General features: G+C 66.5%; 25 protein-coding genes and 1 tRNA gene. 15 read left to right on the top strand and 11 right to left on the bottom strand.

All coding sequences use genetic code 11. The features are described from left to right. Positions 1-81 precede the first annotated feature (81 nt). The 3 genes from egtB to ACKTSM_RS10645 are packed head-to-tail and all read left to right on the top strand — an operon-like array spanning position 82 to position 3,362. Positions 82-1,365 carry an ergothioneine biosynthesis protein EgtB gene (gene egtB / locus ACKTSM_RS10655; protein WP_407874629.1) on the top strand — a complete coding sequence of 428 codons (1,284 nt, stop codon included), beginning with the start codon at positions 82-84 and terminating at the stop codon, positions 1,363-1,365. Continuing rightward, positions 1,365-2,351, top strand: coding sequence for an L-histidine N(alpha)-methyltransferase (gene egtD, locus ACKTSM_RS10650; RefSeq protein ID WP_407874628.1), 987 nt, complete (start codon positions 1,365-1,367; stop codon positions 2,349-2,351). Before egtB ends, egtD begins: the two co-directional genes overlap by 1 nt. 48 nt (positions 2,352-2,399) lie before the next feature. Next, positions 2,400-3,362 (top strand): NAD(P)/FAD-dependent oxidoreductase, encoded by a 963-nt coding sequence (locus ACKTSM_RS10645; protein WP_407874627.1) that lies wholly within the window; start codon positions 2,400-2,402, stop codon positions 3,360-3,362. A 24-nt stretch (positions 3,363-3,386) separates the two neighbouring features. Here ACKTSM_RS10645 and ACKTSM_RS10640 read toward each other — a convergent pair. Continuing rightward, a tRNA-Gln gene (locus ACKTSM_RS10640) sits at positions 3,387-3,461 on the bottom strand. 97 nt (positions 3,462-3,558) lie between these two features. Next, on the bottom strand, positions 3,559-4,425 hold the full coding sequence (gene yghU, locus ACKTSM_RS10635) for a glutathione-dependent disulfide-bond oxidoreductase (protein WP_407874626.1): 867 nt from the start codon (positions 4,423-4,425) through the stop codon (positions 3,559-3,561). A 111-nt stretch (positions 4,426-4,536) separates the two neighbouring features. On the opposite strand from yghU, the gene ACKTSM_RS10630 reads away from it, so the two are divergent. From ACKTSM_RS10630 to ACKTSM_RS10620, 3 genes are read left to right on the top strand one after another with little or no spacing between them, the layout of a single operon-like run. Next, positions 4,537-5,547 (top strand): DNA topoisomerase IB, encoded by a 1,011-nt coding sequence (locus tag ACKTSM_RS10630; protein ID WP_407874625.1) that lies wholly within the window; start codon positions 4,537-4,539, stop codon positions 5,545-5,547. Next, positions 5,544-6,065 (top strand): CinA family protein, encoded by a 522-nt coding sequence (locus ACKTSM_RS10625; protein WP_407874624.1) that lies wholly within the window; start codon positions 5,544-5,546, stop codon positions 6,063-6,065. The genes ACKTSM_RS10630 and ACKTSM_RS10625 overlap by 4 nt, the downstream gene beginning before the upstream one ends. Continuing rightward, a complete protein-coding gene (locus ACKTSM_RS10620; RefSeq protein ID WP_407874623.1) occupies positions 6,058-8,139 on the top strand; it encodes an NAD(+) synthase in 2,082 nt (693 codons plus the stop codon). The genes ACKTSM_RS10625 and ACKTSM_RS10620 overlap by 8 nt, the downstream gene beginning before the upstream one ends. A gap of 31 nt (positions 8,140-8,170) precedes the next feature. On the opposite strand, the gene ACKTSM_RS10615 is transcribed toward ACKTSM_RS10620, so the two are convergent. The 5 genes from ACKTSM_RS10615 to ACKTSM_RS10595 all read right to left on the bottom strand — a co-directional run bounded on the left by ACKTSM_RS10615 (position 8,171) and on the right by ACKTSM_RS10595 (position 12,923). Then, positions 8,171-8,884, bottom strand: a complete 714-nt coding sequence (locus ACKTSM_RS10615; RefSeq protein WP_407874622.1) for a pirin family protein — start codon at positions 8,882-8,884, stop codon at positions 8,171-8,173. A 98-nt stretch (positions 8,885-8,982) separates the two neighbouring features. After that, complete coding sequence (locus ACKTSM_RS10610; RefSeq protein WP_407874621.1) at positions 8,983-9,639, bottom strand: glutathione S-transferase; 657 nt, start codon at positions 9,637-9,639, stop codon at positions 8,983-8,985. After that, a complete protein-coding gene (locus ACKTSM_RS10605) occupies positions 9,632-10,570 on the bottom strand; it encodes a rhodanese-related sulfurtransferase (protein ID WP_407874620.1) in 939 nt (312 codons plus the stop codon). Before ACKTSM_RS10605 ends, ACKTSM_RS10610 begins: the two co-directional genes overlap by 8 nt. A gap of 3 nt (positions 10,571-10,573) precedes the next feature. Beyond that, a complete protein-coding gene (locus ACKTSM_RS10600; RefSeq protein ID WP_407874619.1) occupies positions 10,574-11,653 on the bottom strand; it encodes a branched-chain amino acid aminotransferase in 1,080 nt (359 codons plus the stop codon). A 703-nt stretch (positions 11,654-12,356) separates the two neighbouring features. Beyond that, the gene (locus ACKTSM_RS10595) at positions 12,357-12,923 is read right to left on the bottom strand and encodes a hypothetical protein (RefSeq protein ID WP_407874618.1); all 567 of its coding nucleotides are present in this window, start codon (positions 12,921-12,923) and stop codon (positions 12,357-12,359) included. A 34-nt stretch (positions 12,924-12,957) separates the two neighbouring features. Here ACKTSM_RS10595 and ACKTSM_RS10590 point away from each other — a divergent pair, with 34 nt between their 5' ends. Then, complete coding sequence (locus tag ACKTSM_RS10590) at positions 12,958-13,710, top strand: TlyA family RNA methyltransferase (protein WP_407874617.1); 753 nt, start codon at positions 12,958-12,960, stop codon at positions 13,708-13,710. On the opposite strand, the gene ACKTSM_RS10585 is transcribed toward ACKTSM_RS10590, so the two are convergent. Then, complete coding sequence (locus ACKTSM_RS10585) at positions 13,707-14,369, bottom strand: DUF6969 family protein (protein WP_407874616.1); 663 nt, start codon at positions 14,367-14,369, stop codon at positions 13,707-13,709. The two genes, ACKTSM_RS10590 and ACKTSM_RS10585, sit on opposite strands and share 4 nt — an antisense overlap. Before the next feature lie 123 nt (positions 14,370-14,492). Beyond that, a complete protein-coding gene (locus ACKTSM_RS10580) occupies positions 14,493-14,747 on the bottom strand; it encodes a hypothetical protein (RefSeq protein ID WP_407874615.1) in 255 nt (84 codons plus the stop codon). 345 nt (positions 14,748-15,092) lie between these two features. On the opposite strand from ACKTSM_RS10580, the gene ACKTSM_RS10575 reads away from it, so the two are divergent. The 7 genes from ACKTSM_RS10575 to ACKTSM_RS10545 all read left to right on the top strand — a co-directional run bounded on the left by ACKTSM_RS10575 (position 15,093) and on the right by ACKTSM_RS10545 (position 21,202). Continuing rightward, a complete protein-coding gene (locus ACKTSM_RS10575) occupies positions 15,093-15,641 on the top strand; it encodes a TspO/MBR family protein (RefSeq protein WP_407874614.1) in 549 nt (182 codons plus the stop codon). A gap of 50 nt (positions 15,642-15,691) precedes the next feature. After that, positions 15,692-15,943 carry an accessory factor UbiK family protein gene (locus ACKTSM_RS10570; protein ID WP_407874613.1) on the top strand — a complete coding sequence of 84 codons (252 nt, stop codon included), beginning with the start codon at positions 15,692-15,694 and terminating at the stop codon, positions 15,941-15,943. Positions 15,944-16,007: 64 nt separating this feature from the next. Next, a complete protein-coding gene (locus ACKTSM_RS10565; RefSeq protein ID WP_407874612.1) occupies positions 16,008-16,271 on the top strand; it encodes a hypothetical protein in 264 nt (87 codons plus the stop codon). A 111-nt stretch (positions 16,272-16,382) separates the two neighbouring features. Further along, entirely contained in the window at positions 16,383-18,380 is a 1,998-nt protein-coding gene (locus ACKTSM_RS10560; protein WP_407874611.1) for a prolyl oligopeptidase family serine peptidase, read from the top strand. A 29-nt stretch (positions 18,381-18,409) separates the two neighbouring features. Next, the gene (locus ACKTSM_RS10555) at positions 18,410-19,027 is read left to right on the top strand and encodes a DNA repair protein RecO (protein ID WP_407874610.1); all 618 of its coding nucleotides are present in this window, start codon (positions 18,410-18,412) and stop codon (positions 19,025-19,027) included. Next, positions 19,024-20,094 carry a 3-isopropylmalate dehydrogenase gene (gene leuB, locus ACKTSM_RS10550; protein WP_407874609.1) on the top strand — a complete coding sequence of 357 codons (1,071 nt, stop codon included), beginning with the start codon at positions 19,024-19,026 and terminating at the stop codon, positions 20,092-20,094. The genes ACKTSM_RS10555 and leuB overlap by 4 nt, the downstream gene beginning before the upstream one ends. A 19-nt stretch (positions 20,095-20,113) precedes the next feature. After that, positions 20,114-21,202: a glycosyltransferase gene (locus tag ACKTSM_RS10545; protein WP_407874608.1), complete on the top strand. Its 1,089-nt coding sequence runs from the start codon at positions 20,114-20,116 to the stop codon at positions 21,200-21,202. Between the two features lie 11 nt (positions 21,203-21,213). On the opposite strand, the gene ACKTSM_RS10540 is transcribed toward ACKTSM_RS10545, so the two are convergent. Then, positions 21,214-22,560 carry a phospholipid carrier-dependent glycosyltransferase gene (locus ACKTSM_RS10540; RefSeq protein WP_407874607.1) on the bottom strand — a complete coding sequence of 449 codons (1,347 nt, stop codon included), beginning with the start codon at positions 22,558-22,560 and terminating at the stop codon, positions 21,214-21,216. Between the two features lie 81 nt (positions 22,561-22,641). On the opposite strand from ACKTSM_RS10540, the gene ACKTSM_RS10535 reads away from it, so the two are divergent. Then, the gene (locus ACKTSM_RS10535; RefSeq protein WP_407874606.1) at positions 22,642-23,859 is read left to right on the top strand and encodes a trans-sulfuration enzyme family protein; all 1,218 of its coding nucleotides are present in this window, start codon (positions 22,642-22,644) and stop codon (positions 23,857-23,859) included. On the opposite strand, the gene ACKTSM_RS10530 is transcribed toward ACKTSM_RS10535, so the two are convergent. Further along, positions 23,856-24,350, bottom strand: coding sequence for an MgtC/SapB family protein (locus ACKTSM_RS10530; RefSeq protein WP_407874605.1), 495 nt, complete (start codon positions 24,348-24,350; stop codon positions 23,856-23,858). The genes ACKTSM_RS10535 and ACKTSM_RS10530 overlap by 4 nt on opposite strands. Positions 24,351-24,411 lie beyond the last annotated feature (61 nt).

Genomic DNA, 24,411 nt, shown 5'->3' with positions numbered 1-24,411 from the left:
AAACCGGCTGCGCCATCCCTTTCAATCGCCTCGCATTTCCGCCATGGTCCACCGCCGGGCATTCCCGGAGACGCGAGGAGAATGGCGCTGGCCGAAAGCCGTATCCGACACGAGACCGACAGCGAGGCGCACGGCGATCTCGCCGCACGTTTCCGCGCCACGCGCGCGCTGACCGAGGCGCTCGCCGCGCCGCTGAGCGATGCCGATGCGACGATCCAGTCGATGGAGGATGCCAGCCCCGCCAAGTGGCACCTCGCTCACACGACGTGGTTCTGGGAAACCTTTCTCCTGCGCGAACACGCGCCCGGCTACGACCTGTTCGACGAGGACTGGCCGTTCCTGTTCAATTCCTATTACGAGGCCGAGGGCGCGCGGATCGACCGCTTCGCGCGCGGCATGCTCTCGCGCCCCTCGCTCGGTCAGGTGCGCGCTTACCGCGCGCGCATCGACGAGAACATGGAGGCGCTGCTCGCCAATCCCGATCTCGCGCCGCTTATCGCGCTGGGTATCGCGCACGAGGAGCAGCACATCGAATTGCTGCTGACCGATATCAAGCACGCCTTGTTCCAGAACCCGCTCGGCCCGGCCATGTGGGACGCGCCCGGAGCGGGATCCGAGCGACCGGCGGAGGATGGCGAGGCCGGGAGCGGCTGGCTCGACCATCCCGGCGGGGTGGCGCTGATCGGCCATGACGGCTCCGGCTTTGCCTTCGACAATGAAGGCCCGCGCCACCGCGTGCTGATCGAACCCTTCGCGCTGGGCCGGAAACTGGTTACCAACCGCGAATGGGCCGAATTCATCGCAGACGGCGGCTACCGGACGCCTTCGCTGTGGCTATCGGACGGGTTGGGCTGGGTGCGCGAACACGGCATCACCGCGCCGCTCTACTGGCGCGGCGACGAGCAATTCACCCATTGCGGCTGGCGAAAGCGCGACCCGGATGCGCCGGTCACGCATATCTCCTATTACGAAGCCGATGCCTTCGCGACATGGGCCGGCGCAAGGCTGCCGACCGAATGCGAATGGGAAGCCATCGCGCGCGGGTCGCAAGGCGATCAGCCGGCGCACGATCCGGCGTTCGGCAACCAGCTCGACCGGGCAGCGCCGCCGCTCCCCGCGGGCGGCGATCACCTGTTCGGCGATTGCTGGCAATTCACTCGCTCTGCCTATCTGCCCTATCCGCGCTACCAGCCGCCCGAAGGCGCGGTGGGCGAATATAACGGCAAGTTCATGAGCGGGCAGTTCGTCCTCAAAGGCGCAAGCTGCGCGACCGTGCGCGGCCATTCGCGCGCCAGCTACCGCAATTTCTTCTACCCTCACCAGCGCTGGCAGTTTACCGGGCTGCGGCTGGCAAAGGATATCTGATGACCACCGAAAAAGGGCTTGAACTGGTTAACCGCGACGAGAGCGGGGTCGACACCGCGTTCCGCGCCGACGTGCTGTCGGGTCTCGCACAGGACCAGAAGGCGATCCCTGCGCGCTGGCTCTACGACGAGGCGGGGTCGCAATTGTTCGAGGACATCACCCGGCTCGGCGAATATTACCCGACCCGCGCCGAGACCGAGATCCTGAAAGAGCGCGGCGCAGAATTTGCCCGCCATGTCCCGCCCGGCTGCGCGGTGGTCGAATTCGGTTCGGGCTCTTCGGTCAAGACGCCCTTGCTGCTCGAGGCGATCGACCCGGCCGCCTATGTCCCGCTCGACATTTCGGGCGATTTCCTGCGCGCATCGGCAGCCGATCTCGCGACCAAGTTCCCCGGGCTCCCGGTCTATCCGGTCGAAGCCGATTTCATGCGCGAGGTGGCTTTGCCCGAGCAAGTGGCCGACCTGCCCAAGCTCGGCTTCTTCCCCGGCTCGACCATCGGCAACATGGTCGCGCGCACTGCGGTCGACCTGCTGCGCAACATGCGCGCGACGCTGGGCGTGGGGGCGCAGCTTGTGATCGGGCTCGACCTCATCAAGGACCGCGACGTGCTGCTCGCCGCTTATGACGATGCAGCCGGCGTCACCGCGCGCTTCAACCGCAATCTTCTCACCCGGATCAACCGCGAACTTGGCGGCACGATCCCCGAAGAGGCCTTCGAACACCAGGCGCTGTGGAGCGATGTGCGCGCCCGGGTCGAGATGCATCTGCGCGCGGTCCGCGACGTCACCTTTACCGTCGCGGGCGAGACCTTCGCGATGAAAGCGGGCGAGACGATCCACACCGAGAACAGCCACAAGTTCGAGGAGCGCACCGCCTGGATGATGCTGCTGGCCGCCGGCTGGCTGCCCAGGGCCGACTGGTTCGACAGCCAGCAGCGGTTCTGCGTCATGCTCGCCGAGGCCGAACCCGACCGTGCCGCACCCTGAACGCTTCGCGGCGGGGAAACCGCCTGCCGCCTGGCGCGTTTGAAAGCGATGGACGACACACACAGCGAAATTCTCGTGATCGGCGGCGGCATGGCCGGGCTCGCCTGCGCGAGCGCACTGCGCGAAGCGGGGTGCGGCGTGCGCGTGCTCGACAAGGGTCGCGGACCGGGCGGGCGCATGGCAGCGCGGCGCGCGGAGATTGATGGGCAGGAGGTCGGTTTCGATCACGGCGCGCAATATTTCACTGCGCGCGACGAGGATTTTCGCGCCACGGTCGCCGGCTGGGCAGGGCAGGGCGTGGTCGCGCCATGGCCGGCTGCTGGCGACGAGGCGTGGATCGGCACCCCCGGCATGAACGCACCGCTAAGGGCGATGGCACAGCCGCTCGACATGTGCTGGGGCGTGCGCGCCGAGAGCTTCGCGCGCGAGAACGACGGTCGCTGGCGCGTGACAACGGGCGACGAGGCTTTCACCGCCGACAATGTGCTTGTCGCGGTCCCTGCCGAACAGGCCGCAGCGTTGCTCGAACCAGCCGCGCCCGATCTTGCCGCGGTGGCCGCCGGCGTGCATTCGCAGCCGTGCTGGGCGGTGATGGCGGGCTTTGACGCGAGGCTGGAGATCGACAGCGACACGGTGCAATCCAATGAAGGGCCGGTCGCATGGGCCGCGCGCAATTCGGCCAAGCCCGCGCGCGCCGGAAGCGAGACCTGGGTGATCCACGCCTCGCCCGCCCGCAGCCGCGAAATCATCGACTTGTCAAAGGATGAGGCGGCGCGCGTGCTGCTCGGGGATTTCGTCACGCAGACCGGCATTGCGCCAGTCGCACCCATCCACCTCGCAGCGCATCGCTGGCTTTATGCCAGGCCCGAGGCGGCCAAGGGCGCACATGCACGCTTCGATCCGGGCACGGGCATCGGGATAGCGGGCGATTACCTCCACTCCCCGCGGGTCGAAGGCGCCTGGCTATCAGGCCGCGCGCTCGCCCGCGAAGTGATCGCGGCACGGCGGTAATCGCTTCGATTTTTTCCGGTGGAATGGCTGGGGTGGCAGGGATCGAACCTGCGAATGCCGGTACCAAAAACCGGTGCCTTACCACTTGGCTACACCCCAGCAGAGCGCGCGGATATAGCGTGCCGGGCGCAGATGTGAAGGGTGTTTGCCGCGCTTGTGCGCCGGTGCGTGCCGAGGCCCTGCCAGCGGCCCCTCATCAGACCTCGAAATCGAGCCTCAGCGCGTCGAAATCGGATGCAGCGTGGCGTTCGGGCAATTGCTGGTCCTCGTCGCCCCAGACCTTGTTGACCAGCCTCCCGCGGCGGACCCCGGGCCGCTTGGCGATCTCGCGCGCCCAGCGCGCCACGTTCTCATATTCGTGGATCGCGAGGAAGGTGCTCGCCTCGTTGTAGATCTTGCCCGCGACGAACGGCGCGAGCCAAGCGAAATTGGCCATGTCGGCGATGGTGTAATCCTCGCCCGCAAGATAGCGCGTCTCGGCCAGCTGGCGGTCGGCGACATCGAAGATGCGCTTGGTCTCCATCGCATAGCGATCGATCGGATACTGGTATTTTTCCGGCGCATAGGCGTAGAAATGCCCAAAGCCGCCGCCGATGAAGGGGCCGGTGCCGACCTGCCAGAACAGCCAGCTCATCACCTCGGCGCGCGGGGCCGGGTCGGTGGGCAGGAACTCGCCGAATTTCTCCGCCAGATGGACGAGGATCGCGCCGCTTTCGAACACGCGGATATCGGTGTCGCCGCTGGCATCGACGAGAGCGGGGATCTTCGAATTGGGATTGATCGCGACAAAGCCGCTGGTGAACTGTTCGCCTTCGCCGATATTGACCGTCCAGGCATCGTACTCGGCGCCCCTGTGCCCCTTTTCCAGCAATTCCTCGAACAGGATCGTCACCTTCACGCCGTTGGGCGTGGCGAGCGAATAAAGCTGGAAGGGATTGTCCCCGCGCGGCAGGTCCTTGTCCTCGCGCGGGCCGGCGGTGGGGCGGTTGATCCCGGCAAAGCGGCCGCCGCTCGAAGTGTCGGGGTTCCAGACCTTGGGCGGGGTGTAGGTGGGATCGGCCATATGCATTCGCTCCTGGTTGTCGCGGGCGTCAATTTCTGACGCATGACTAGGCCGCATGGCAATCGCACCGCAAGGCGGAACGCACTGGCGGCTCCGAGCATTTGCTTAGGCATGGAGAAGATCGTCTATGTCGATGACAGCCTGCCGGGGATCACCCGCAAGGGCGCGGGGCGGGGCTTTGCCTATTACACGCCCGAAGGCGAACTGATCCGCTGCCGCCGGGAAAAGAAACGGCTCAACGCGATCGCCCTGCCGCCGGCCTATCGCGACGAATGGTTCTGCACCTTCGCCAATGGTCACATCCTTGCCACCGGCTATGACGAGGCCGGACGCAAGCAATATCGCTACCACCCGGATTTCCGCCTGCTGCGCGAAAGCGAGAAATTCGACCGCTGTCGCCAGTTCGGCGAAAGCCTGCCCGCCATTCGCAAACGGATCGAAGCCGATATCGAGGGCGACACCGCCACCCGCGAGCGCGTGCTCGCGGCGGTCGTGCGGCTTCTGGACATGGGTTTCGTGCGGATCGGCAACGAGATCTACAAGAAGACCAACAAGTCCTTTGGCGCATCGACCCTGCGCGACCGCCACGCGACGATCGAGGGCAGCACGGTCGAATTGTGCTTTACCGGCAAGGGCGGCAAGGAACGCTGCGTCACGCTCGAGGACGAGGCGCTCGCCCGCGCGGTCGAGGATGCGCGCGACGTGCCCGGCCAGCACCTGTTCCAGTATTACGACGAGGACGGCGCGCGCCAGCCGATCGGCAGCGACGACGTCAACGCCTATCTGCGCGAGACCATCGGCGATGAATTTTCCGCCAAGAGCTTTCGCACCTGGCACGCCAGCGTGCTCGCCTTTGCCATGTTGGCCGATGCCAGCGAGCGTCCGACGATCAAGGCGGTGCTCGACGAGGTCTCCGAGAGGCTCGGCAACACGCCCGCGGTCGCGCGCTCGAGCTATATCCACCCGGCGGTGATCGACCTGCTCAGCCGCGAGAACGGATGGGAAGACTGGCGCGAAGGGCTCAACCTGCCGCGCGCCACACGTTACCAGACCCGCCACGAACGCGGGCTGCTCGAACTGCTCGAAGCCAGCCCCGAAGCCTATGACCTGCTGGCTGCATGAGCGGCGCGAGCGAAACGCTCGGGCCGATCCTGCCCGAGAGGATCGAGAGCCTGGCAAGGGAGGTCTTGCAGGCAGCGCATGACCGCGACCTGGCGATTGCCACCGCCGAAAGCTGCACCGGCGGGCTGCTCGCCGCGCTTCTCACCGATGTCGAGGGGCTGAGCCACGTCTTCGAACGCGGTTTCGTCACCTATAGCGATGCGGCCAAGTGCGACCTGCTCGGCCTCAGCCGCGAAGTGATCGACGATTGCGGCGCGGTGAGCGAACCGGTCGCGCGCGCCATGGCCATGGGCGCAAGACGCCGCTCGCGCGCCGACATCGTCGTGTCGGTCACCGGCTTTGCTGGACCGGGGGCCGCGGGCGATGAAGAAGGTCTCGTCCACTTCGCCGTGATCGGCCCGGACGGCCATTGCGCGACCTGCGAGGACCATTTCGGCAAGCGCGGACGCGACGGCGTGCGCATCGCCGCGCTTGAAAGAGCACTGACAATGATGAAGAACGCGACCCTCAATGGCTGACAAAAACGACTTTTTCGACATGCACGCGCACGGCTTCGTGCGGGTTGCCACCGCGACACCGTGCCACCGCACCGCCGACATCGCCTTCAATATCGAGGGTATCGTCGCCGAGGCGCGCAAGGGCCACGACCAGAACGTCGACCTGATCGTCTATCCCGAGCTTTCGGTCTCGTCCTATGCGATCGACGACCTGCTGCTCCAGGGCGCACTCCAGGATGCGAGCGAGCGCGCGATCGCCGCGATTGCCGAACAATGCGCCGATCTCACCCCTGTCCTGGTGATCGGCGCCCCGCTAAAGCGTTATGACAAGCTCTACAATTGCGCGGTGGTGATCGCGCGCGGCGAAGTTCTCGGCGTGGTGCCCAAGAGCTACCTGCCCAATTACCGCGAGTTCTACGAGAAGCGCTATTTCAGCCATGGCCGCGATTGCCGCGACCTGTGGATCGCGATCAATGGCGAGGAAGTGCCCTTCGGCGTCGACCTGGTCTTTGCCGCCGCGAACCTGCCCGGTTTCACCTTTGCAGCGGAGATCTGCGAGGATTTCTGGGCGCCCTATCCGCCGGGCGACCTTGCCGCGATGGCGGGCGCGCACATCATCTGCAACCTGTCTGCATCGCCGATCACCATCGGGCGCGCCGATGATCGCCACATGCATTGCCGCGCCACCTCCTCGCGCGCGATCTGCGCCTATGTCTATTCGGCCAGCGGCCACGGGGAAAGCACCACCGACCTCGGCTGGGACGGGCAGGGCGTGGTCTACGAGATGGGCGCGCTGCTGGCGCAAAGCGTGCGCTTCGATCTCGACCCCGAACTGTGCGTGGTCGATGTCGATACCGACCGGATCGTCGGCGAGCGGCTGCGCAACAAGACCTTCGGCGATGCTGCCGATGCCAATGGCAGGCCCGAGGAAAGCTATCGCCGAATCGTGTTCGAACACGCCTACGAGGCGGGCGATATCGGGCTCGAACGGCCGCTGCGCCGATTCCCCTTCGTGCCCAACAATCCCAAGACGCTCGACGAGGATTGCTACGAGGCGTTCAACATCCAGGTCGATGCGCTGATGCGGCGGATCCAGGCAACCGGGGCGAAGAGCCTGATCATCGGCATTTCGGGCGGGCTCGATTCGACCCACGCGCTGATCGTTGCGGCCAAGGCCTGCGACCGGCTCGGAATGCCGCGCAGTGCCATTCGCGGCTACACCATGCCCGGCTTCGGCACATCCGAGGGCACCAAGTCCAATGCCTGGAAGCTGATGGAAGCTTTCGGCATCACCGCCGAAGAGATCGATATCAAGCCGGCTGCGCGGCAGATGCTCAGCGATATGGGCCACCCCTTCGCCACCGGCGAGGAGCCGGAGGATGGCACGGTCTACGACGTCACCTTTGAAAACGTCCAGGCAGGGCTTCGCACCGATTACCTGTTCCGGCTTGCGGGGCATCACGGCGGCTTTGTCATCGGCACCGGCGACCTGTCCGAACTGGCGCTTGGCTGGTGCACCTATGGCGTGGGCGACCAGATGAGCCATTACGGGGTCAATTCGGGCGTTCCCAAGACGCTGATCCAGTATCTGATCGGCTGGACTATCCGCACCGAGCAATTCCTTCCCGATGCGAGCGAGGTGCTGCGCGCGGTGCTCGGCACGGAAATCTCGCCCGAACTGGTCCCCGTGGGCGAGGACGAGGAAATCCAGAGCACCGAGGGAACGATCGGCCCCTATGCGCTGCATGATTTCTTCCTCCACCACTGCGTGCGCTATGGCCAGCGACCGGGCAAGATCGCCTTTCTCGCCTGGCACGCCTGGCACGATGCCGACCAGGGCGAGTGGCCGATCGGCGATGATGACCAGCACCGGCTCGAATATGATCTGGAAGAGATCGCGCACTGGCTCGAGGTGTTCCTCAAGCGGTTCTTCGAGTTTTCGCAATTCAAGCGCAGCGCCATGCCCAACGGGCCCAAGGTCTCCTCGCAAGGCGCGCTGTCCCCGCGCGGAGACTGGCGCGCGCCCTCGGACGCGGTGGCCGATCTGTGGATTGCCGAATTGAAGGCGGCGCTGCCCGATAGCCTGGACCGCTAGGCAGCGCCGCCTCCGATAATCGATCCGCAGATCAGGCCGCGTCGACCAGCACCACCTCGCTGTCTTCGAGCGCGGTCACGGTGATCGCGCCGGCATCGGTGATCGCCGCGCCATCGCGCGCGCTGGCGGAGACCTCGCCGCTGCCATCGGTGATCGACACCTTGCCTGTCGCGGGGACCAGATAGAGATGACGGCCCGGATCGGACGGCGCGTAGGTCACGCTTTCGCCCGCGCGCAGGCTGGCGCCGGCCACGCGCGCATCAGCGCGGATCGGCAGTGCCGCGTCATCGCCGGCAATGCCGCTTGCCAGCGGCACGAACTGGCCCGAGCGATCGTGCGCGGGGAATTTCCTCGCGCCCCATGACGGCTCGCCGCCGCGCTGGTCGGGAATGATCCAGATCTGGAACAGGGTGGTCTCGGTATCCTCGCGATTCCATTCGGAATGCTCGATCCCGTTCCCGGCGCTCATGACCTGCACGTCGCCCGCCTCGGTGCGGCCTTCATTGCCCATGCTGTCGCGGTGCGTGATCGCGCCTCTCCTCACATAGGTGATGATCTCCATGTCGCTGTGCGGATGGGTGGGAAAGCCGGTATTGGCGGCGATGGTGTCGTCGTTCCACACCCGCAAGGCGCCCCAATGCGTGCGCGCAGGGTCGTGATAGCGGGCAAAGGAAAAGTGGTGGCGCGCATCGAGCCAGCCGTGGTCGGCTGCGCCGAGCGTGTCGAAAGGGCGAAGGTCGATCATGGTCGTGTCTCCCTGTGTGCGGAGTGCTTGCGACCAAGATCGGGATGCGCGCGCCGCTTCGCCAACAGCGATGCTCGCTCACAGTGATCGAATTTGCCTCACGGTCCGAAGGCGATGGGCGGATCGCCCGATTTCCATGGCGCGAATTTCGGCATGATCGCGGCAAACAGGTCGCTGGCCAGGTGGCGTTCCAGCCATTCGTGCAGGTGCGGCAGGCCTTGTGCGTCGAACCACTCGCGGTCGGTGTTGGCGAACTGGCGGATGAACGGAAACAGCGCGATATCGGCGAGCATCCGGCGCTCGCCGCACAGGTTCCTGCGCCCGCCCAGCCGCGTATCGAGATCTGAGAGGATCGCCAGCCCGCAAGATCGGTGATCGTAGCGGAAGGTCGCCTCATCGCCGCCCGCCTCGTCCGGATAGCGGTTGGGATATTTGTAGCGGTCGAGATGGTGCTTGAACGGCCCGTCATTGCGCGCGATCAGTTCCGCATCGTCGCCTGCGAGCCAGCCCTCGGGGTCGGACCGGGCAAGCGCCCAGCGCATGATCGCGATGCTTTCATCGATCACCGTGCCATCGGCGAGCACCAGCACCGGCACCGTCGCCTTGGGGCTCGCCTCGGCAAGTTCGGGCGGCTTGTCGGCGAGCTTCACCTCGCGCAAGGTCACTGTGACGCCAGCGATCCAAAGCGCCATGCGCGCGCGCATCGCATAGGGGCAGCGGCGGAAGGAGTAGAGGACAGGGGGGGCTTTAGTCATCGCCCTTGTCCAACTGCGCGCCGACATGGGCGGTTCCGCGCTTTCGGGCGAGATTTTCCTGTCTCTGGCGTTCGCGATAGCGGGCGCGCTGTTCCTCGGTGCGCTCGTCAAAGCATGCCGGGCACGACACGCCTTCCTCGAAGGCGGGCGATGCGCGGTCCGACAGGCTCACCGGGCGGCGACAGGCGCGGCACAGGCCATAATCGCCGGTTTGAAGGCCGTGGCGCACGGTCACGCGCTCGTCGAAGACGAAGCAATCGCCGTGCCACTTGCTCTCTTCCTCGGGAACGGTCTCGAGATATTTGAGGATGCCGCCCTTGAGGTGGAACACCTCCTCGACGCCTTCGGCGCGCAGGAAACTGGTCGATTTCTCGCAGCGGATGCCGCCGGTGCAGAACATCGCGACCTTTTTCTTGCCGGCGAGCAATTCCTCGCGGTTGTCGCGGAACCACCTGGGAAAATCGCGGAAGCTCGGCGTCTTGGGGTCGACCGCGCCCTCGAAGCTGCCGACCGCGACCTCGTAATCGTTGCGCGTGTCGATCACGAGCGTGTCCGGGTCCGAGATAAGCGCGTTCCAGTCGTCAGGATCGACATAGCGCCCGACGCTGGCGCGCGGGTCGATATCGGGTTCGCCCATGGTCACGATCTCGCGCTTCAATCGCACCTTCATGCGCGCAAAGGGCGGCGTGTCGGCGGCCGAAAATTTCACCTCGAGACCGGCGCAGCCGGGCAGGGCGCGGATGCGGTCGAGCACCGCGGAAATGCCCGCCTCATCCCCGGCGATGGTGCCGTTGATCCCCTCGCGCGCGAGCAGGATCGTTCCCTTGACGCCCGCCTCCTCGCACGCGGCGAAAAGCGGTGCGCGAAGGTGCGCGGGGTCTTCGAACGCGGTGAACTGGTAGAGCGCGGCGACCGTGATCGGGTCAGGCATGGCTCAAACCCGCGTCACCCAGCCGTGCCTGTCCTCGACGCGGCCGTGCTGGAGGCCAACGAGCCTTTCGCGCATCTTGGCCGCCATCTGGCCGGTCCCGCCGGTGCCGATGGTAAACTCGCCAGCGGGCGAGGCGACCGTGCCGACCGGCGTGACCACCGCAGCCGTGCCGCAGGCGAGCACTTCGAGCAATTCGCCGCTTTCCGCTTCCTCGCGCCATTGGGTGATCGAATAGGGTTCCTCGCGCACTTCGAGGCCCTCTTCGCGCAGCATCGCGATCAGCGTGTCGCGGGTGATGCCGGGCAGGATCGTTCCGGTAAGCGGAGGGGTGATGACGCTGCCGTCGCGGCGGATGAAGAACAGGTTCATGCCGCCCAGTTCCTCGACCCATTTCTTCTCGACCGCGTCGAGGAAGACGACCTGGTCGCAGCCATGGCGGATCGCCTCGGCCTGGGGCACGAGGCTGGCAGCGTAATTTCCGCCGGTCTTGGCAGCGCCGGTGCCGCCCGGGGCTGCGCGGACATAGTCCTGGCTGACCCAGATCTTGACCGGGTTGACCCCTTTCTTGAAGTAATTTCCGCTGGATACGAGGATCACCACGAACTTGTACTGCCTGGCCGGGCGCACTCCGAGAAAGGCTTCGGAGGCGAACATGAAGGGGCGGATGTAGAGCGATCCGCCCTCTATCGGCGGCATCCAGGCCGCGTCCTTCTCGACCAGCCTGGTGACCGCTTCGAGGAACAGGTCCTCGGGAATTTCGGGCATCGCCATGCGCCGCGCGCTGGCATTGAAGCGGCGCGCGTTCTCTTCCGGGCGGAACAGGCAAAGCCCGCCATCTTCGTGGTTATAGGCCTTCATGCCCTCGAAGATTTCCTGCGCGTAATGCAGCACGCTCGCCGCCGGATCGAGCGCGATCGGCTCGCGCGGGCCGAGCGTTGCAGTGTGCCAGCCGCGCTTGGCCTCGTCGTAATCGATGGTGACCATGTGGTCGGTGAAGACAGTGCCGAAACCCGGGTCCTGGATCGCCGCTTCGCGGGCGTGGTCATGGGTGGGCTGCGGGTGAGGGATGGTGGTGAATTTCATGGGGGATGCGCTTAATCTTGGGAGCGGATAATCGCAAGATTTGTGGCGTGCCGCGCGGGAGGCGATTTCGTTGTGCCCAGACGCGCCCGCGTCTTCACCTTCTCTGGGCGTTTGCCGCTCGCGCAGCGGGTGGCACCAAGGGCGCGAATGCGCCCGGCAGCGCTTGAGCGCGCAAGGGAAATGAAAAGGGCGTCTCCCGCCCGTCGCGGGAAACGCCCTTTCATGGTCAGCGGCAGCAAGGCGCCGCTCACGGAGTCTTACTCGGTAGTCGTGATTACCGAATATACCCCGCGCGGAAACTTGCCGACCTCTCTACTGAACCATGAGACATCGGATCACCTCCTTTCGCGCTTGAAAGCCAAGACCCTGAAACCGTTTCACCGGGGGCCGAGAACCGCGTTTGCCGCTGGCCTCGTGCACATAATTGAGTCCCCCGGGCCCCCAAGACAAGACTTGAATATAAGTTTTCCCACGTCATACTCGATGGCCGTTGCATATCGGACGCAGGCTTGGCGCCGGAGGGAGACCTCGGGCGCTTTTCATTCGCGGGACAGATCTGTGCACGGCCTGTCGACAGCCTGTGGATATTAACGGATAGAATCGGTCTCTGTTTGCGTGCCCCATCCGGGGTCACGTCCTCGCCAGGCGCGCGGGAACAGCACCGAGGACATCGCCCGGACGGGCGAACACCGACGGAATAACCCTACCTGCAATCCTCGATCACGCGGCTCACCTCGACCCAGGCAGGCAGGTAGAGCGTGCGCTCGCCCTCGACCCCGACAGCAAAGCGTCCCTTGGTGATCGCCATCGCGTCGAGCAGCGGGTCGTTCGGAGCGAGCGGGACGCTGAGCGCGTTGCGCGTCTCGCCGGGCCGCGCGTCGAAGGCGCGGCGCGTGGTCTCGGTCTCGATGCTCATCAGCGCGCTGGCGTGATAGCCGATATTCTCGCGCGATAGCGTGATCCGGCGGGGACCGGCGATGCAGCTTATCGCGAATAGGGTCTGGCCATTGGAAACGAAGCGCGCGCTCGTCCCACTGCTGGAGGCCGCGTAATTCCAGTCACCCGGCGTCTGCGGCGCGTCGAGATAGTTGTCATAGACCGGCTCCTCGACAACCGGCGGCGGGGGAGGGGGCGCAGGGGCCGGCTCGGGCGCGGGTTCCAAGACCACCGGCGGCGGCGTTGGCGCGGGCGCTTCGGACTGCGGGACACAGGCGGCGATGGCAAAGGTGAGCGCGATCGCTGCGGAGGTATGAAGGTAAGTCGCTTTCATGCCTACCCAATGCGCGCTAACGGCATTTGGGTCCATGAGCAGCCACCAAAAATCCCCCAAGTCGCGCGTCGATCACCTCCTGGTGACCCGCGAGCTCGCCGAAAGCCGCACCCGTGCACAGGCGCTGGTGATGGCGGGACTGGTGTTTTCGGGCGAGACGAAGATCGCAAAGCCCGGCCAGCAGATCGCCGAGGATGCCCCGCTCGAAGTGCGCGGACGCGACCATCCCTGGGTCAGCCGCGGCGGGATCAAGCTGGCCCATGCGATCGCGCATTTCGGCCTCGATCCGGCAGGCGCGGTGGCGATGGATATCGGCTCTTCGACCGGGGGCTTTACCGACGTGCTCCTGCAGAACGGCGCGGCCCATGTCTTCGCGGTCGATAGCGGCACCAACCAGCTTGCCTGGAAGTTGCGGCAGGACGAGCGCGTGACCGTGCTCGAACAGACCAGCGCGCGCATCCTGACCCGCGATCACATCACGAAAGAGTGCGACTGGGTGGTGTGCGATGCAAGCTTCATCGGGCTTGCCAAGGTGCTCGAACGCCCGCTCGAACTCGCGGCGCGGCGATGCCGGCTGGTGGCGCTGATAAAGCCGCAATTCGAGGTAGAACGCCACGAGGTCGGCAAGGGCGGAGTGGTCCGCGATCGCGCCCTGCGCGAACGCGTCTGCGACGAGATTCGCCAATGGCTCGAAGGGCTTGGCTGGGACATCGAAGGCATTGTCGAAAGCCCGATCACCGGGCCGCAGGGCAATGTCGAATTCCTCGTCAGCGCCGTGCGCACCTAGCCTGCAACGAGGCTCGCGAGCTTTTCATCGAGGTCGATCGCGACCTGCGAGAGCACCTCGACGCCGCTTTCCTTCTCATAGGCCTTGTCGCCGAACTCGGCCGCGAGCCGGGCCTGGCGCGTATCGCGCTCGCGCAGCAGCTCGGCGATCTCCTCGCGGTAGAGCGCCACCATCGCGGTGACGAAGCGGTTCACGAGGTCGTCCTCCTTCGTGTGATCGACGCAGAAATCGTCCAGATGCGCGATCATCACATCGGCCGGGTAGAGAAATTCGTTGGTGACGAAGCGATTGACCGTGAACCAGCTCTTGGGGATCCCGGACCGGTCGATCGCGAGCGCGACGATATGCGCGACATGCGCCTTGCAATCCTCGCCCTGCGGTGGCCAGACCTTGGGTTCGAGCCCTTCCGGCAATTGCGAGCGGTGCAGGAACAGGTGGAAATGGCCGTGCTCGTCCGGGTCGCAGTCGCGCGATCCGGGGGCGTGGACGTGGTAATACCAGCGCGACTGGCAATGCGCATCGCGCGCGTCCTTCCTGGGATAGTGGGTCCAGTGGGTCGCGCCGTCCTCGGGCACCACGCGCAGCATGAGCGGGCGGCTTTCGGCGGCCATCTGCGTGATGGTCGCGATGACGGTGTCGGCTGCGTCCTGGACGGTCATGGTCTGGCCGGCAGTCTGGCGAAAACGTGGCGCCGGGCAAGCGGCAGGCGACAAACGGCCGGCGGCAACCAGGGCTGCCGCCGGCCGTCGGTCTGACGCATCAGCGCCGTGATCAAGCCGCGATCAGGCAGCGTCGCACGATGCGGCGCAGCAATGTTCGGCGGCGCAGCAACCGGCCTCGTCAGCCGCTTCGCAAGCCGCCTCGGCAACGTCTTCGGCAGCTTCCTCTGCGGCTTCGTCGGCCATGTCCTCGGCCTCTTCGACCGACATCATGTCGGCATCGGTGGCGTCGTCATCGGCCGGTGCGGAGCACGCCGCGGTGGCCACGGCCAGGCCGCCGGCAACGGCGAGCATCGATGCGAAATTTGTCTTTTTCATGAGTTGTGTGTTCCCCTCTCTTCAACCCGCCCGCACGCGGCAGGCAGGCTCCTCTCTGACCGAGGGGCGCCGCATTGTCCTGCCAAAAGGCGCCTCCCCGCGAATCGCGGCAGGAATGTGGCGGTGCTACCATATGGCGGGCGCAAGCGCACCTTGCCGCGGGACGGGGAGGCAATCTGTCCCGGCGCGAGCCGCGCGCGAGCGGAGCGTTTGGCGCTGCCAGAGCGGTCGTGTATCGCCGCCGCTGCGCTGTTCGCATGCGAATCGCGCACAACCCCCGACAGGCAGGCGGCAAGGCTCAAACCAGCCCGGTCGCGCCAGCCCCGGCACGCGGCAGGAGAAACGATGACCTTTCTGGCTTCCAAGGCGCAATTGCGTGCAAGCTTCCTGCGCTGGTCGCTGTTCATGGTGCCGCTGGTGGTGCTGCTCGGCTTCCTTTCGGGCGGGCTCGGCAGTCCCAACACGGTCTGGTTCCAGAACCTCGACAAGCCTGCGATCTTCCCGCCGCCCTATCTGTTCGGGATCGTGTGGTCGGTGCTCTACGTGATGATCGGCCTCGCGCTCGCACTGGTCGCGAGCGCATGGGGCGCGTTCGGCCGCGGGCTCGCTCTGGTGGTGTTCGGCCTCCATTTCCTCGGCAACCTGGCCTGGAGCCCGGTCTTCTTCGCGCTCCAGGACATAGACGCGGCGCTCTGGGTGCTGGTCTATGTCAATGCCAGCCTGGTCGCGGTGATCGCGCTGTTCTGGCGCATCCGCCGGATCGCGGCGCTGCTGCTGGTGCCCTATCTCGCCTGGACGCTGTTCGCGATGGTGCTCAACTACCAGTTCATCGCCGCCAATCCGGGGGCCGATGCGCAGATCGATGACGGCGCTGTCGAGCGGATCGAGCTCTAGCCTCGCCGCAGGTCTGGACAAACGCGGCGGGCAAGGCCATCTGACAGTCCATGCAAAGCGAAAACCCGATGATCGCCGACCTCGTCAAGCTCGCCAACAGCGCGGCGGGCACCATGGCGGGAATGACCCGCGAAGCCCGCGAAAGCGCGCGCGAACGCCTGCGCGAAGCGATGGGCGGAATCGATTTCGTCAGCCGCGAGGAATTCGAAACGGTCAAGGCGATGGCGCAAAAGGCGCGCGAACAGGCCGATGCCCTCGAAGCGCGCGTGGCCGAGCTTGAAGCCCGCCACGCCGGCGACTGAACCGCACCAGGCGGGGAACAAAGGCCGCCCTCTCGCGGTTGGATTGGCAGAGAGGAACCTGCCAATGCTCACCCAGCTCAATCCGCCCATACCGCTCCATGTTCTTGGACGCGGCGACGGGCACGCGCTCGCCGTGATCGATTACGGGCAGGAGCACAACCTGCTCTGGGTCACCGCGATCGATGCCACCGGCGAGATCTGGTGCGCGCCCAATCCCGAGGTGCGGATGCAGAAGAACTGGTCGATGCAGCGGGGCGAGGCGATGGCGGTGCGCGCTTCCAAGGAGGCTGCGCGCAAACCCTCGCAGGACAGCTGCGCCAAGGCGTGAAGACGCGGGTCACGCTCGCGCTGAGCTGCACGACGATTTCACACGACATTCTTGCATGAGAGGGGCGATGGCCTAGGCTGCCTGCCTGACCAGCCAAGGGGGCCCCGCGCCATGATCCGATTCCCGCTCACCAGCATTCTCGCGCTCCTTGCCGCGGCCAGCGTCAGTGCGCAGGAAACGGGCAGCGACGCGTCCGAAAGCTATGGCGGCGCAAAGGGTGCCGACATGTCGATCGAGGCGACCGAGCCCGACGGGTCGGCGATCACGATCGGGCGCGCAGGCGAATATCCGGCCGATATCGCGCGCTTCCTGCTCGCTGGCGGGGCGGGGGCGGCCAATCTTTCGCCCGACGGCGAATGGATCGCCTTTTCCTGGGACGTGACCGGGCAAAGCGAATTGTGGGTCATGCCTGCCAGCGGCGGAAGCCCGCGCCAGGTGACCTTCGAAACCGGGGTGAGCGCACCCGTCTGGACCCCCGATGGCGGCCGCCTGTTCTATTCCGCCGATCGCGACGGCAACGAACAGCCCGGCTATTTCGCTCTCACGCCTGACGGGATGGAAGAAAGCGAAGTCCTGCCCGCGCAAGCCGGCGATTTCCGCATCTTCGGCGATTTCGCCGCCGATGGCAGCTTCATCTACGCCTCGACCGCGCGCGGCACCGGCGTCTTCGACATCTATCGCGGCACGCTCGATGGGACCAGCGAACTGATCGTCCAGAGCGAGCTGGGCCTTGTCCCGCAATCGGTTTCGCCCGATGGCCGATATGCGCTGGTGACCGCAATCGTCGGCGAGGATGCGGACAATCTCTACCTTCTCGACCTCGAGACCCGGTCGATGGAGACAATCTCGCAGCCCCCGGTCGCGGACCGCGCCAGCCACACATTGGGCGGTTTTGCCTGGTGGCCCAATTCGCGCGGCTTCTATTTCTCGACCAATATCGGGCGCGAGTTCGGCTCGCTCGCCTTCTACGATCTCGATGCGCGCGCCTTCGAGACGGTGTTCGAGGCCGATGCCGATGTCGAGAACCTCGAACTGTGCGGCCCGGGCGAGGGCGGTTCCTACCTCTACTGGACACACAACCGCGACGGTTTCGACGAGCTTGGCGGCTGGCACGTCACCGAAAAGCGCCCGATTGCCATGCCCGCTTTGCCGGAGGGCAAGTATTCGCTCGACTGCGAGGCGGATGGCAGGCTGATGATCCGGGTCAATGGCTGGCGCACGCCGGGCGAGATCTGGATGACCAACCCGATGCTCGAAAGCGCCGAGCGTGTCTTTGCCGCCAATCTGGCAGGGCTCGACCCCGAACGGCTCGTGCGCCCACAAGTGGTGCGCTACACCGCGCGCGACGGGGTCGAATTGCAGGGCCTGCTCTATCTGCCCGCGGGGGCAGGAACGGGCGCCGATGCGCCTCCGGTCCTGTTCAGCGTCCATGGCGGGCCTTCCGCGCAGTCGCAGGCGACCTATGACCCGATCGCGCAATATCATGCCGGGCGCGGGGTCGCGATGTTCGAACCCAATATCCGCGGCTCGACCGGGCTGGGCCGCAGCTATGCCATGCTCGACGACCGCGAAAAGCGGCTCGATTCGATCCGCGACCTGGTTGATCTCAAGCGCGCCCTGGCGGCTGACGGCCTTGTCGATGGCAGCCGCGCGGCGGTGATGGGCGGCTCCTATGGCGGCTATGCGGTGAACGCGGTGCTGGCCGAATATCCGGGCGAGTTCGCCGCCGGTGTCTCGCTCTATGGCGTGGCCGACTGGGTCACTGCGCTCGAAATCGCTTCGCCCGCTTTGAAGGCGGCGGACCGGATCGAATATGGCGACATCACCGAGCTGCGCTGGCGCGAGTTCTATGCGGTCAATTCGCCGATCCGAAAGGCCGACCAGATCACCGTGCCGGTGCTGTTCTCGCACGGCGTGATGGATCCGCGCATCGACATTGCCGAGACCGAGGTGATGGTCACCACCCTGCGCGCCAATGGCATCGAGGCGCCCTTCATCCGCATCCCCGACGAAGGGCATGGCTGGCGCAAGCTGTCCAACCAGCTGTTCTATTACCGCGCCCAGGCCGCCTTCATCGAGCGGGTGCTGGGCCTCGATCCGGCCGGCTAGGCACCGCCTGTCACCATGCATTGGCCACCATGCATCTGAGCGCGCCTGCCATTCTCGTCGCTTCGCGCAGCCATGGCGAGACCGCCGCGATAGCGCGGCTGCTGACCGAGGAGCACGGCCTGATCGCCGCCTATGTCGCAGGCGGGCGCGGGCGGCGTATGCGGCCGCTGCTGATCCCGGGCAATGCGCTGGCGGTCGAATTGTCGGCGAAGTCGGACAGCCAGCTGCCCTTTGCCCGGCTCGAACTGGCGGAAAGCCGCGCGCCGTGGATGACCGAGCCGCTCCCCGCCGCCGCGATCGGCTGGGCCAGCGCGCTCACCGCGAGCACGCTGCCCGAGCGCAACCCATACCCATCGCTTTATGCAGGGCTCGACGCGCTGCTCACCGCGATCTGTCACGCGCCGAGCGCGCGCGGCTGGCTTTCGGTGATGGTGATGTATGAGACCATGCTGCTGCGCGAACTGGGCTATGGCGGCGCGCGGCCGCGCGAGGACGAGGATTTCGCCGGCCTTCTGGAGCAGTTTCGCGCGCTCCACAGGCCGATCCGCGACCACTTGCTTGCGGCCACCCGCCGCGATGTTATGGCCGCGCGCACGGCGCTCGGCCAGAGGCTGGCGCGCATGGTGCAGGAGGGGGAAGAAACGTGAAGATTGCAGTCCTGTCAGGGGACGGGATCGGGCCCGAAGTGACCGGCGAGGCGCTGCGCGTGCTCGACGCTCTCGGCCTGCCCGGCCTCACCGTGTTCGAAGGCGATGTCGGCGGCATCGCCTACAAGCGTCACGGCCAGCCGCTCCCGCCCGAAACGCTGACCATGGCGCGCGAGGCGGACGCGGTGCTGTTCGGCGCGGTGGGCGATCCCGCATGCGACGGTCTCGAACGCGCGCTGCGGCCCGAACAGGCGATCCTGGGGCTGCGCAAGGAGCTCGAACTGTTCGCCAACCTGCGTCCTGCAAAGGTCTTTCCCGGGCTCGAACACCTCTCGCCATTGAAGGGCGAGCTTGCGAGCAGCCTCGATTTGCTGATCGTGCGCGAGCTTACCGGCGATGTCTATTTCGGCGAAAAAGGCGAGCGCACCGCCTCCGATGGCAGCCGCGAGGGCTGGGACATGATGCGCTACAGCGAAACCGAGGTCGCGCGGATCGCCCGCGTCGCATTTCGCGCGGCGCGCGCCAGCGCATCGGACGGGCAGGGGCGGGTCACCAATGTCGACAAGGCCAATGTGCTCGAAACCAGCCAGGTCTGGCGCGACACCGTGCGCGAGGCGGCCGGATCGCATCCCGACATCGCGCTCGATCACATGTATGTCGACAATGCCGCGATGCAGATCATCAGCAATCCGGCGCGCTTCAGCGTGATCCTCACCGGCAATCTGTTCGGTGACATCCTGTCCGACCTTGCCAGCGCGGCGGTCGGCTCGATCGGGCTGCTCGCCAGCGCCTCTGTCGGCGAGAGGCGCACCGCGCACGGCGTCTTCGGCCTTTACGAGCCGATCCATGGCAGCGCGCCCGACATTGCCGGAACCGGCAAGGCCAATCCGATGGCCTCGATCCTGTCGGCTGCAATGATGCTGCGCCATTCCTTCGCGCTGGACGATGCCGCCGCGCGGATCGAGAACGCGGTCGCACGCGCGCTTGCGGACGGGGCGCGCGGGCGCGACCTCGGCGGCGATGCGGGAACCCGGGCGATCGGCGATGCGGTGATCGAGCGGCTCTGAGCCACGAGACACCACGCGCATGCTCGAACTTGCCATCATCCTTCCCACCCGCAACGAGGCGGGCAATATCGCCCCGCTGCTCGAGCGGATCGAGGCGGCGCTGGGCGAGGAGCGCTGGGAGGTGATCGTGGTCGACGATCACAGCGAGGACGGCACCGCCGACGAGGCGCGCGCGATCGCGGTCGTCGACGGGCGGGTGCGGGTGATCGAACGGATCGGGAGGCGCGGCCTTGCCAGCGCGGTGATCGAGGGGTTCTGCGCCACCGCAGCGCCCTTTGTCGCGGTGATGGACGCCGACCACCAGCACGACCCCGCCTTGCTTGCCGACATGCTCGCCGTCCTGCGCGCAAACGAGGCCGATATCTGCATTGCCAGCCGCTTTGCTCGCGGGGCGAGCACGAACGGCTGGGCCGACCCGCGGCGCGAGCGCGCGACAAAGATCGCCAACCGCATCGCCCGCGCCGTCACCCGCGTCGATCTCACCGACCCGATGAGCGGCTTTTTCATGTTGCGCACCGCCACCGCCCGCGCGCTCGCGCCGCGATTGTCGGGGATCGGCTTCAAGATCCTGCTCGACCTCGTCGCCACGGCGCGCACTCCGCTGCGGCTGACCGAGTTTCCGCTCCAATTCTCTGCCCGCCGGCAAGGCGCGAGCAAGCTTGACCGCGCGGTCGCCTTCGATTTTCTCGCCGGGCTTTACGACCGGCTGCTGGGCCGGGTGATCCCGACCCGCTTTGCCCTGTTCGGCACGGTCGGGGCGCTCGGCGTGCTGGTCCATTACGCAGTGCTGCTGGCGTTGCATTCGGGGATGGATCTTGCCTTCTGGCAAGCGCAGGCGAGCGCGGTGCTGGTAGCGATGAGCTTCAATTTCTGGCTCAACAACTGGCTGACCTATGGCGACCGGCGGCTCAGCGGGGCGCGTGAGCTGATCGCGGGCTGGGCAGGGTTCTGCCTTGCCTGCGCGGTAGGCGCGCTCGCCAATGTGGCGCTTGCGACCTTCCTCGAAGCGGGCGGGGTGCATTATGCGCTGGCCGCGATGGCCGGGATCCTGGCCGGATCGGTCTGGAATTTCGCGCTGTCGAGCCGCTTCGTCTGGGGCCGGTTCTAGGGCAGGCGCTCCTAGCGCCAGCCGGCGAACCACGCCCAGTCAAGAAAGCTCTGCGGCCCGTCGAGCGGGCCTGCCGCGATGATCGGGTAGAACAGCGCGAAGACCAGCGCGCTTGCCGCCAGCACCGCCCAGGCCGCGACCCGCCATCCGGCCCTGCGCAGATCGCTCAATCCGAGCGCGAGCGCGGCCAGCAGGAACACCGATGCGGGAAGGTAATGGTAGTAGAATTGCACCGGCTTGGGCGCGATCAGCCACAGGCCGAGCGCCGCTGCATAGCCGAGCGGGGCCGCGATCCGCGCCCAGTCGCCGCGATAGATGCCGGTGACGAGGCACCATGCGAGCGCGGGCAGGCCGATCAGCATGGTCAGCGGGTTGCCGATCAGCAGCACGCCGCGCTGCGCCCCGTCGACATGCTCGTAGAGATACCAGATCCCGCGCGCATTGATGACCCATTGCTGCCACTGGCTCTGATAGGCGTGCGGCTCGATCACCTGCCGCTGGAGCTCGATCATCTGGCCGTGGAAACCGATCAGCCCCGCCTCGGCGAGCGGCGAGGGGGCGAAAGGGGTGCCGAGCCAGTATCCCGGAGCAAAGGTCAGCGCATAGACACCGAGCGGGAGGAGGGCGAGCCAGGCGAAGGCCTCGACAAGGCTGATCCCGGGCACCGGAACGCCGCGCTGGCTGGCGAACAGGCGGCGGCGCCCTGCCGACAGGCGGGCTGCGAAAAAGGCGAGGCCCGGCGCCATGGCGAGCGGCACCGCGTTCCATTTCGACGCGAGCGCGCAGCCGAGCGCAAGCCCCGTCAGCGCAAGCCGCCTGCGCCCGGTCTCCGGCTCGCGGATCGCCGCGGCGAATTGCCAGGCAGCCAGCGCGAGAAAGGCGAGCATGACGATATCGAGCATCGCGATGCGCGCTTGGATGAACAGGTGAAAGCCGGTGACCAGCAGCGTGCCGAATGCGAGCACCGCGAAGCGATCCTGGCTGGCATGCCACATGGCGCGCATCATCGCGCCCACCGCGACGCTGCCCGCGACAAGCGGCCCGACCCGCCAGCCGAGGGGGTTGTCGCCGAACAGCGCCATGCCTCCGGCGATCAACAGCTTGGCCAGCAGCGGGTGTTCGCGATTGACATAGCTTGCCGGCTCGCCAGCGAACAATGCGAGCAGTTCGCGCGCGGCGGGCAGGTAGTGAACCTCGTCGAAAAAGGGCTGCGAAGGCACCGTGATGCGCAGCCCTGCAAGCAACGCGAACGCAACCGCAAAGGCCAGGCACAGACCCGCGGGGTCGCGCGGCCGGGGCGGAGGCGCGGGCGCGGCGCTCATGCGCTCGGGTGGCGGCGGAATGCTTGGCGTGGCCATCGGCGCCGAGGCTTAGGGCGCACCGGCTGGCCGGGCAAGCGCTTGCCCGCAAAGGCCTGCGCGGTTACGCCCTTGCCCGAGATGAAAAAGACCATCGGAATGGACCGCGCGGTAACGCGCAACTGGCGCCCCGCGACCCGCGCGGTGCGCGGCGGGACGCAGCGCAGCGAGCATGGCGAGACGAGCGAGGCGCTCTTCCTCACCTCGGGCTACAGCTATGACGATGCGCAGACGGTCGCCGACCGGTTTGCGGGCGAGGCCGAAGGCATGACCTATTCGCGCCTTCAGAACCCGACCGTGGCAATGCTCGAGGAACGCATCGCGCTGATGGAGGGCGCAGAGGCGTGCCGGGCGCAGGCGAGCGGGATGGCGGCGATGACCGCGGCGCTGCTGTGCCAGCTTTCCACAGGCGATCACGTGGTCGCCGCGCGCGCGGCCTTCGGGTCGTGCCGCTGGCTGGTCGATTCCCTGCTGCCGCGTTTCGGGATCGAGACCAGCGTGATCGACAGCGCCGACAACGACCAGTGGGAAGCCGCGATCCGGCCCAATACACGGGTCTTCTTCTTCGAGACCCCGGCCAATCCGACGCTCGATGTGGTGGATCTCAGGCATGTCTGCGATCTCGCCCGCGCGCATGGCATTACGACGGTGGTCGACAACGCTTTTGCCTCGCCCGCATTGCAGCGCCCGATGGAATTTGGCGCTGACGTCGTCGCCTACAGCGCGACCAAGCTGATGGACGGTCAGGGCCGCGTGCTCGCAGGCGCGGTGTGCGGCAGCGCGCAATGGGTCGAGGAATATCTCCTGCCCTTCCAGCGCAATACCGGCCCCAATATCGCGCCGTTCAACGCCTGGGTGGTGATGAAGGGGCTGGAGACATTGTCCTTGCGCGCGCATCGGCAAAGCCGCAGCGCGGTCGAGATCGGCCATGCCATCGAAGAGAGGATCGCGCGCGCGGGCGGCGAACTGCGCCATCCGGGCCTTGCCAGCCATCCCCGCCACGAACTTGCTCTGCGGCAGATGGACGCGACCGGGCCGATCTTCGCCTTCGATGTCGGCACCCGCGAGCGCGCCTTCGCCGTGCTCGATGCGCTCGAACTGATCGACATCTCGAACAATATCGGCGATGCCAAGAGCCTGATGTGCCACCCGGCGAGCACCACCCATGCCGGGATGACCGACGAAGCGCGCATTGACATGGGCGTGACCGAAGGGCTGCTGCGGATCAATGTCGGGCTGGAGGACGTGGCCGATCTCACCGAAGATCTTGACCGCGCTCTGGCCGCAGCGGGGATCTAGTCGCCGCCGCCGTCACTGCCGCCACCCGGCCTGTGCGAATCGGGGTCCCATTCGCGGGTCAGCGGGCGGCTGACGAGCAGTAGCAACAGCACCACCGCGCTCACCACCGCGGCAAGCACGATCTGGCCCATGCCGCACAGGAGGCCGATCGCGCCCGCGCACCAGATCGCCGCGGCAGAGCCTGCGCCCTGGACGAAATTGCCTTCGCGAAACATCGCCCCTGCACCGATGAAGCCGATGCCGGTGATGACCCCCTCGATCACCCGTGTGGGATCGATCTGCGCGGTGGTGTCGCCGAGGCCCGCGATCATTTCGAGCGCACCGATGAGCAGCCCGCAAGCGGCCAGCGAGATGATGACGAAGGGGCGGTAATCGATCGGTTTCTTGGCGAGAAACCGCTCCAGCCCGATCGCGAGCGGCAGGAAGGTCGCCGCGGCGAGGCGCGCGGCGGCTTCGGCCCAGGTGAGGCTTTCGAGATGTGCAAGTTCCATGGGTTTGCAACGCCTCGGGCGCGCTTGGTTTCCGCGCCGGGCTGGCAGGCCGGTTGTGCGG

This window comes from Qipengyuania nanhaisediminis (assembly GCF_045862805.1).
GTDB classification, from domain to species: Bacteria; Pseudomonadota; Alphaproteobacteria; order Sphingomonadales; family Sphingomonadaceae; genus Erythrobacter; species Erythrobacter nanhaisediminis_A.
Note: the sequence above shows the minus strand (reverse complement) of the source record. Positions and strands in the feature narration are given on the sequence as shown.

What these genes read in the sequence shown, in the direction of transcription:
- egtB (WP_407874629.1), top strand. Translation starts at nt 82, where the DNA reads ATGGCGCTGGCCGAAAGCCGTATCCGACACGAGACCGACAGCGAGGCG.
- egtD (WP_407874628.1), top strand. Translation starts at nt 1,365, where the DNA reads ATGACCACCGAAAAAGGGCTTGAACTGGTTAACCGCGACGAGAGCGGG.
- ACKTSM_RS10645 (WP_407874627.1), top strand. Translation starts at nt 2,400, where the DNA reads ATGGACGACACACACAGCGAAATTCTCGTGATCGGCGGCGGCATGGCC.
- yghU (WP_407874626.1), bottom strand. Translation starts at nt 4,425, where the DNA reads ATGGCCGATCCCACCTACACCCCGCCCAAGGTCTGGAACCCCGACACT.
- ACKTSM_RS10630 (WP_407874625.1), top strand. Translation starts at nt 4,537, where the DNA reads ATGGAGAAGATCGTCTATGTCGATGACAGCCTGCCGGGGATCACCCGC.
- ACKTSM_RS10625 (WP_407874624.1), top strand. Translation starts at nt 5,544, where the DNA reads ATGAGCGGCGCGAGCGAAACGCTCGGGCCGATCCTGCCCGAGAGGATC.
- ACKTSM_RS10620 (WP_407874623.1), top strand. Translation starts at nt 6,058, where the DNA reads ATGGCTGACAAAAACGACTTTTTCGACATGCACGCGCACGGCTTCGTG.
- ACKTSM_RS10615 (WP_407874622.1), bottom strand. Translation starts at nt 8,884, where the DNA reads ATGATCGACCTTCGCCCTTTCGACACGCTCGGCGCAGCCGACCACGGC.
- ACKTSM_RS10610 (WP_407874621.1), bottom strand. Translation starts at nt 9,639, where the DNA reads ATGACTAAAGCCCCCCCTGTCCTCTACTCCTTCCGCCGCTGCCCCTAT.
- ACKTSM_RS10605 (WP_407874620.1), bottom strand. Translation starts at nt 10,570, where the DNA reads ATGCCTGACCCGATCACGGTCGCCGCGCTCTACCAGTTCACCGCGTTC.
- ACKTSM_RS10600 (WP_407874619.1), bottom strand. Translation starts at nt 11,653, where the DNA reads ATGAAATTCACCACCATCCCTCACCCGCAGCCCACCCATGACCACGCC.
- ACKTSM_RS10595 (WP_407874618.1), bottom strand. Translation starts at nt 12,923, where the DNA reads ATGAAAGCGACTTACCTTCATACCTCCGCAGCGATCGCGCTCACCTTT.
- ACKTSM_RS10590 (WP_407874617.1), top strand. Translation starts at nt 12,958, where the DNA reads ATGAGCAGCCACCAAAAATCCCCCAAGTCGCGCGTCGATCACCTCCTG.
- ACKTSM_RS10585 (WP_407874616.1), bottom strand. Translation starts at nt 14,369, where the DNA reads ATGACCGTCCAGGACGCAGCCGACACCGTCATCGCGACCATCACGCAG.
- ACKTSM_RS10580 (WP_407874615.1), bottom strand. Translation starts at nt 14,747, where the DNA reads ATGAAAAAGACAAATTTCGCATCGATGCTCGCCGTTGCCGGCGGCCTG.
- ACKTSM_RS10575 (WP_407874614.1), top strand. Translation starts at nt 15,093, where the DNA reads ATGACCTTTCTGGCTTCCAAGGCGCAATTGCGTGCAAGCTTCCTGCGC.
- ACKTSM_RS10570 (WP_407874613.1), top strand. Translation starts at nt 15,692, where the DNA reads ATGCAAAGCGAAAACCCGATGATCGCCGACCTCGTCAAGCTCGCCAAC.
- ACKTSM_RS10565 (WP_407874612.1), top strand. Translation starts at nt 16,008, where the DNA reads ATGCTCACCCAGCTCAATCCGCCCATACCGCTCCATGTTCTTGGACGC.
- ACKTSM_RS10560 (WP_407874611.1), top strand. Translation starts at nt 16,383, where the DNA reads ATGATCCGATTCCCGCTCACCAGCATTCTCGCGCTCCTTGCCGCGGCC.
- ACKTSM_RS10555 (WP_407874610.1), top strand. Translation starts at nt 18,410, where the DNA reads ATGCATCTGAGCGCGCCTGCCATTCTCGTCGCTTCGCGCAGCCATGGC.
- ACKTSM_RS10545 (WP_407874608.1), top strand. Translation starts at nt 20,114, where the DNA reads ATGCTCGAACTTGCCATCATCCTTCCCACCCGCAACGAGGCGGGCAAT.
- ACKTSM_RS10540 (WP_407874607.1), bottom strand. Translation starts at nt 22,560, where the DNA reads ATGGCCACGCCAAGCATTCCGCCGCCACCCGAGCGCATGAGCGCCGCG.
- ACKTSM_RS10535 (WP_407874606.1), top strand. Translation starts at nt 22,642, where the DNA reads ATGAAAAAGACCATCGGAATGGACCGCGCGGTAACGCGCAACTGGCGC.
- ACKTSM_RS10530 (WP_407874605.1), bottom strand. Translation starts at nt 24,350, where the DNA reads ATGGAACTTGCACATCTCGAAAGCCTCACCTGGGCCGAAGCCGCCGCG.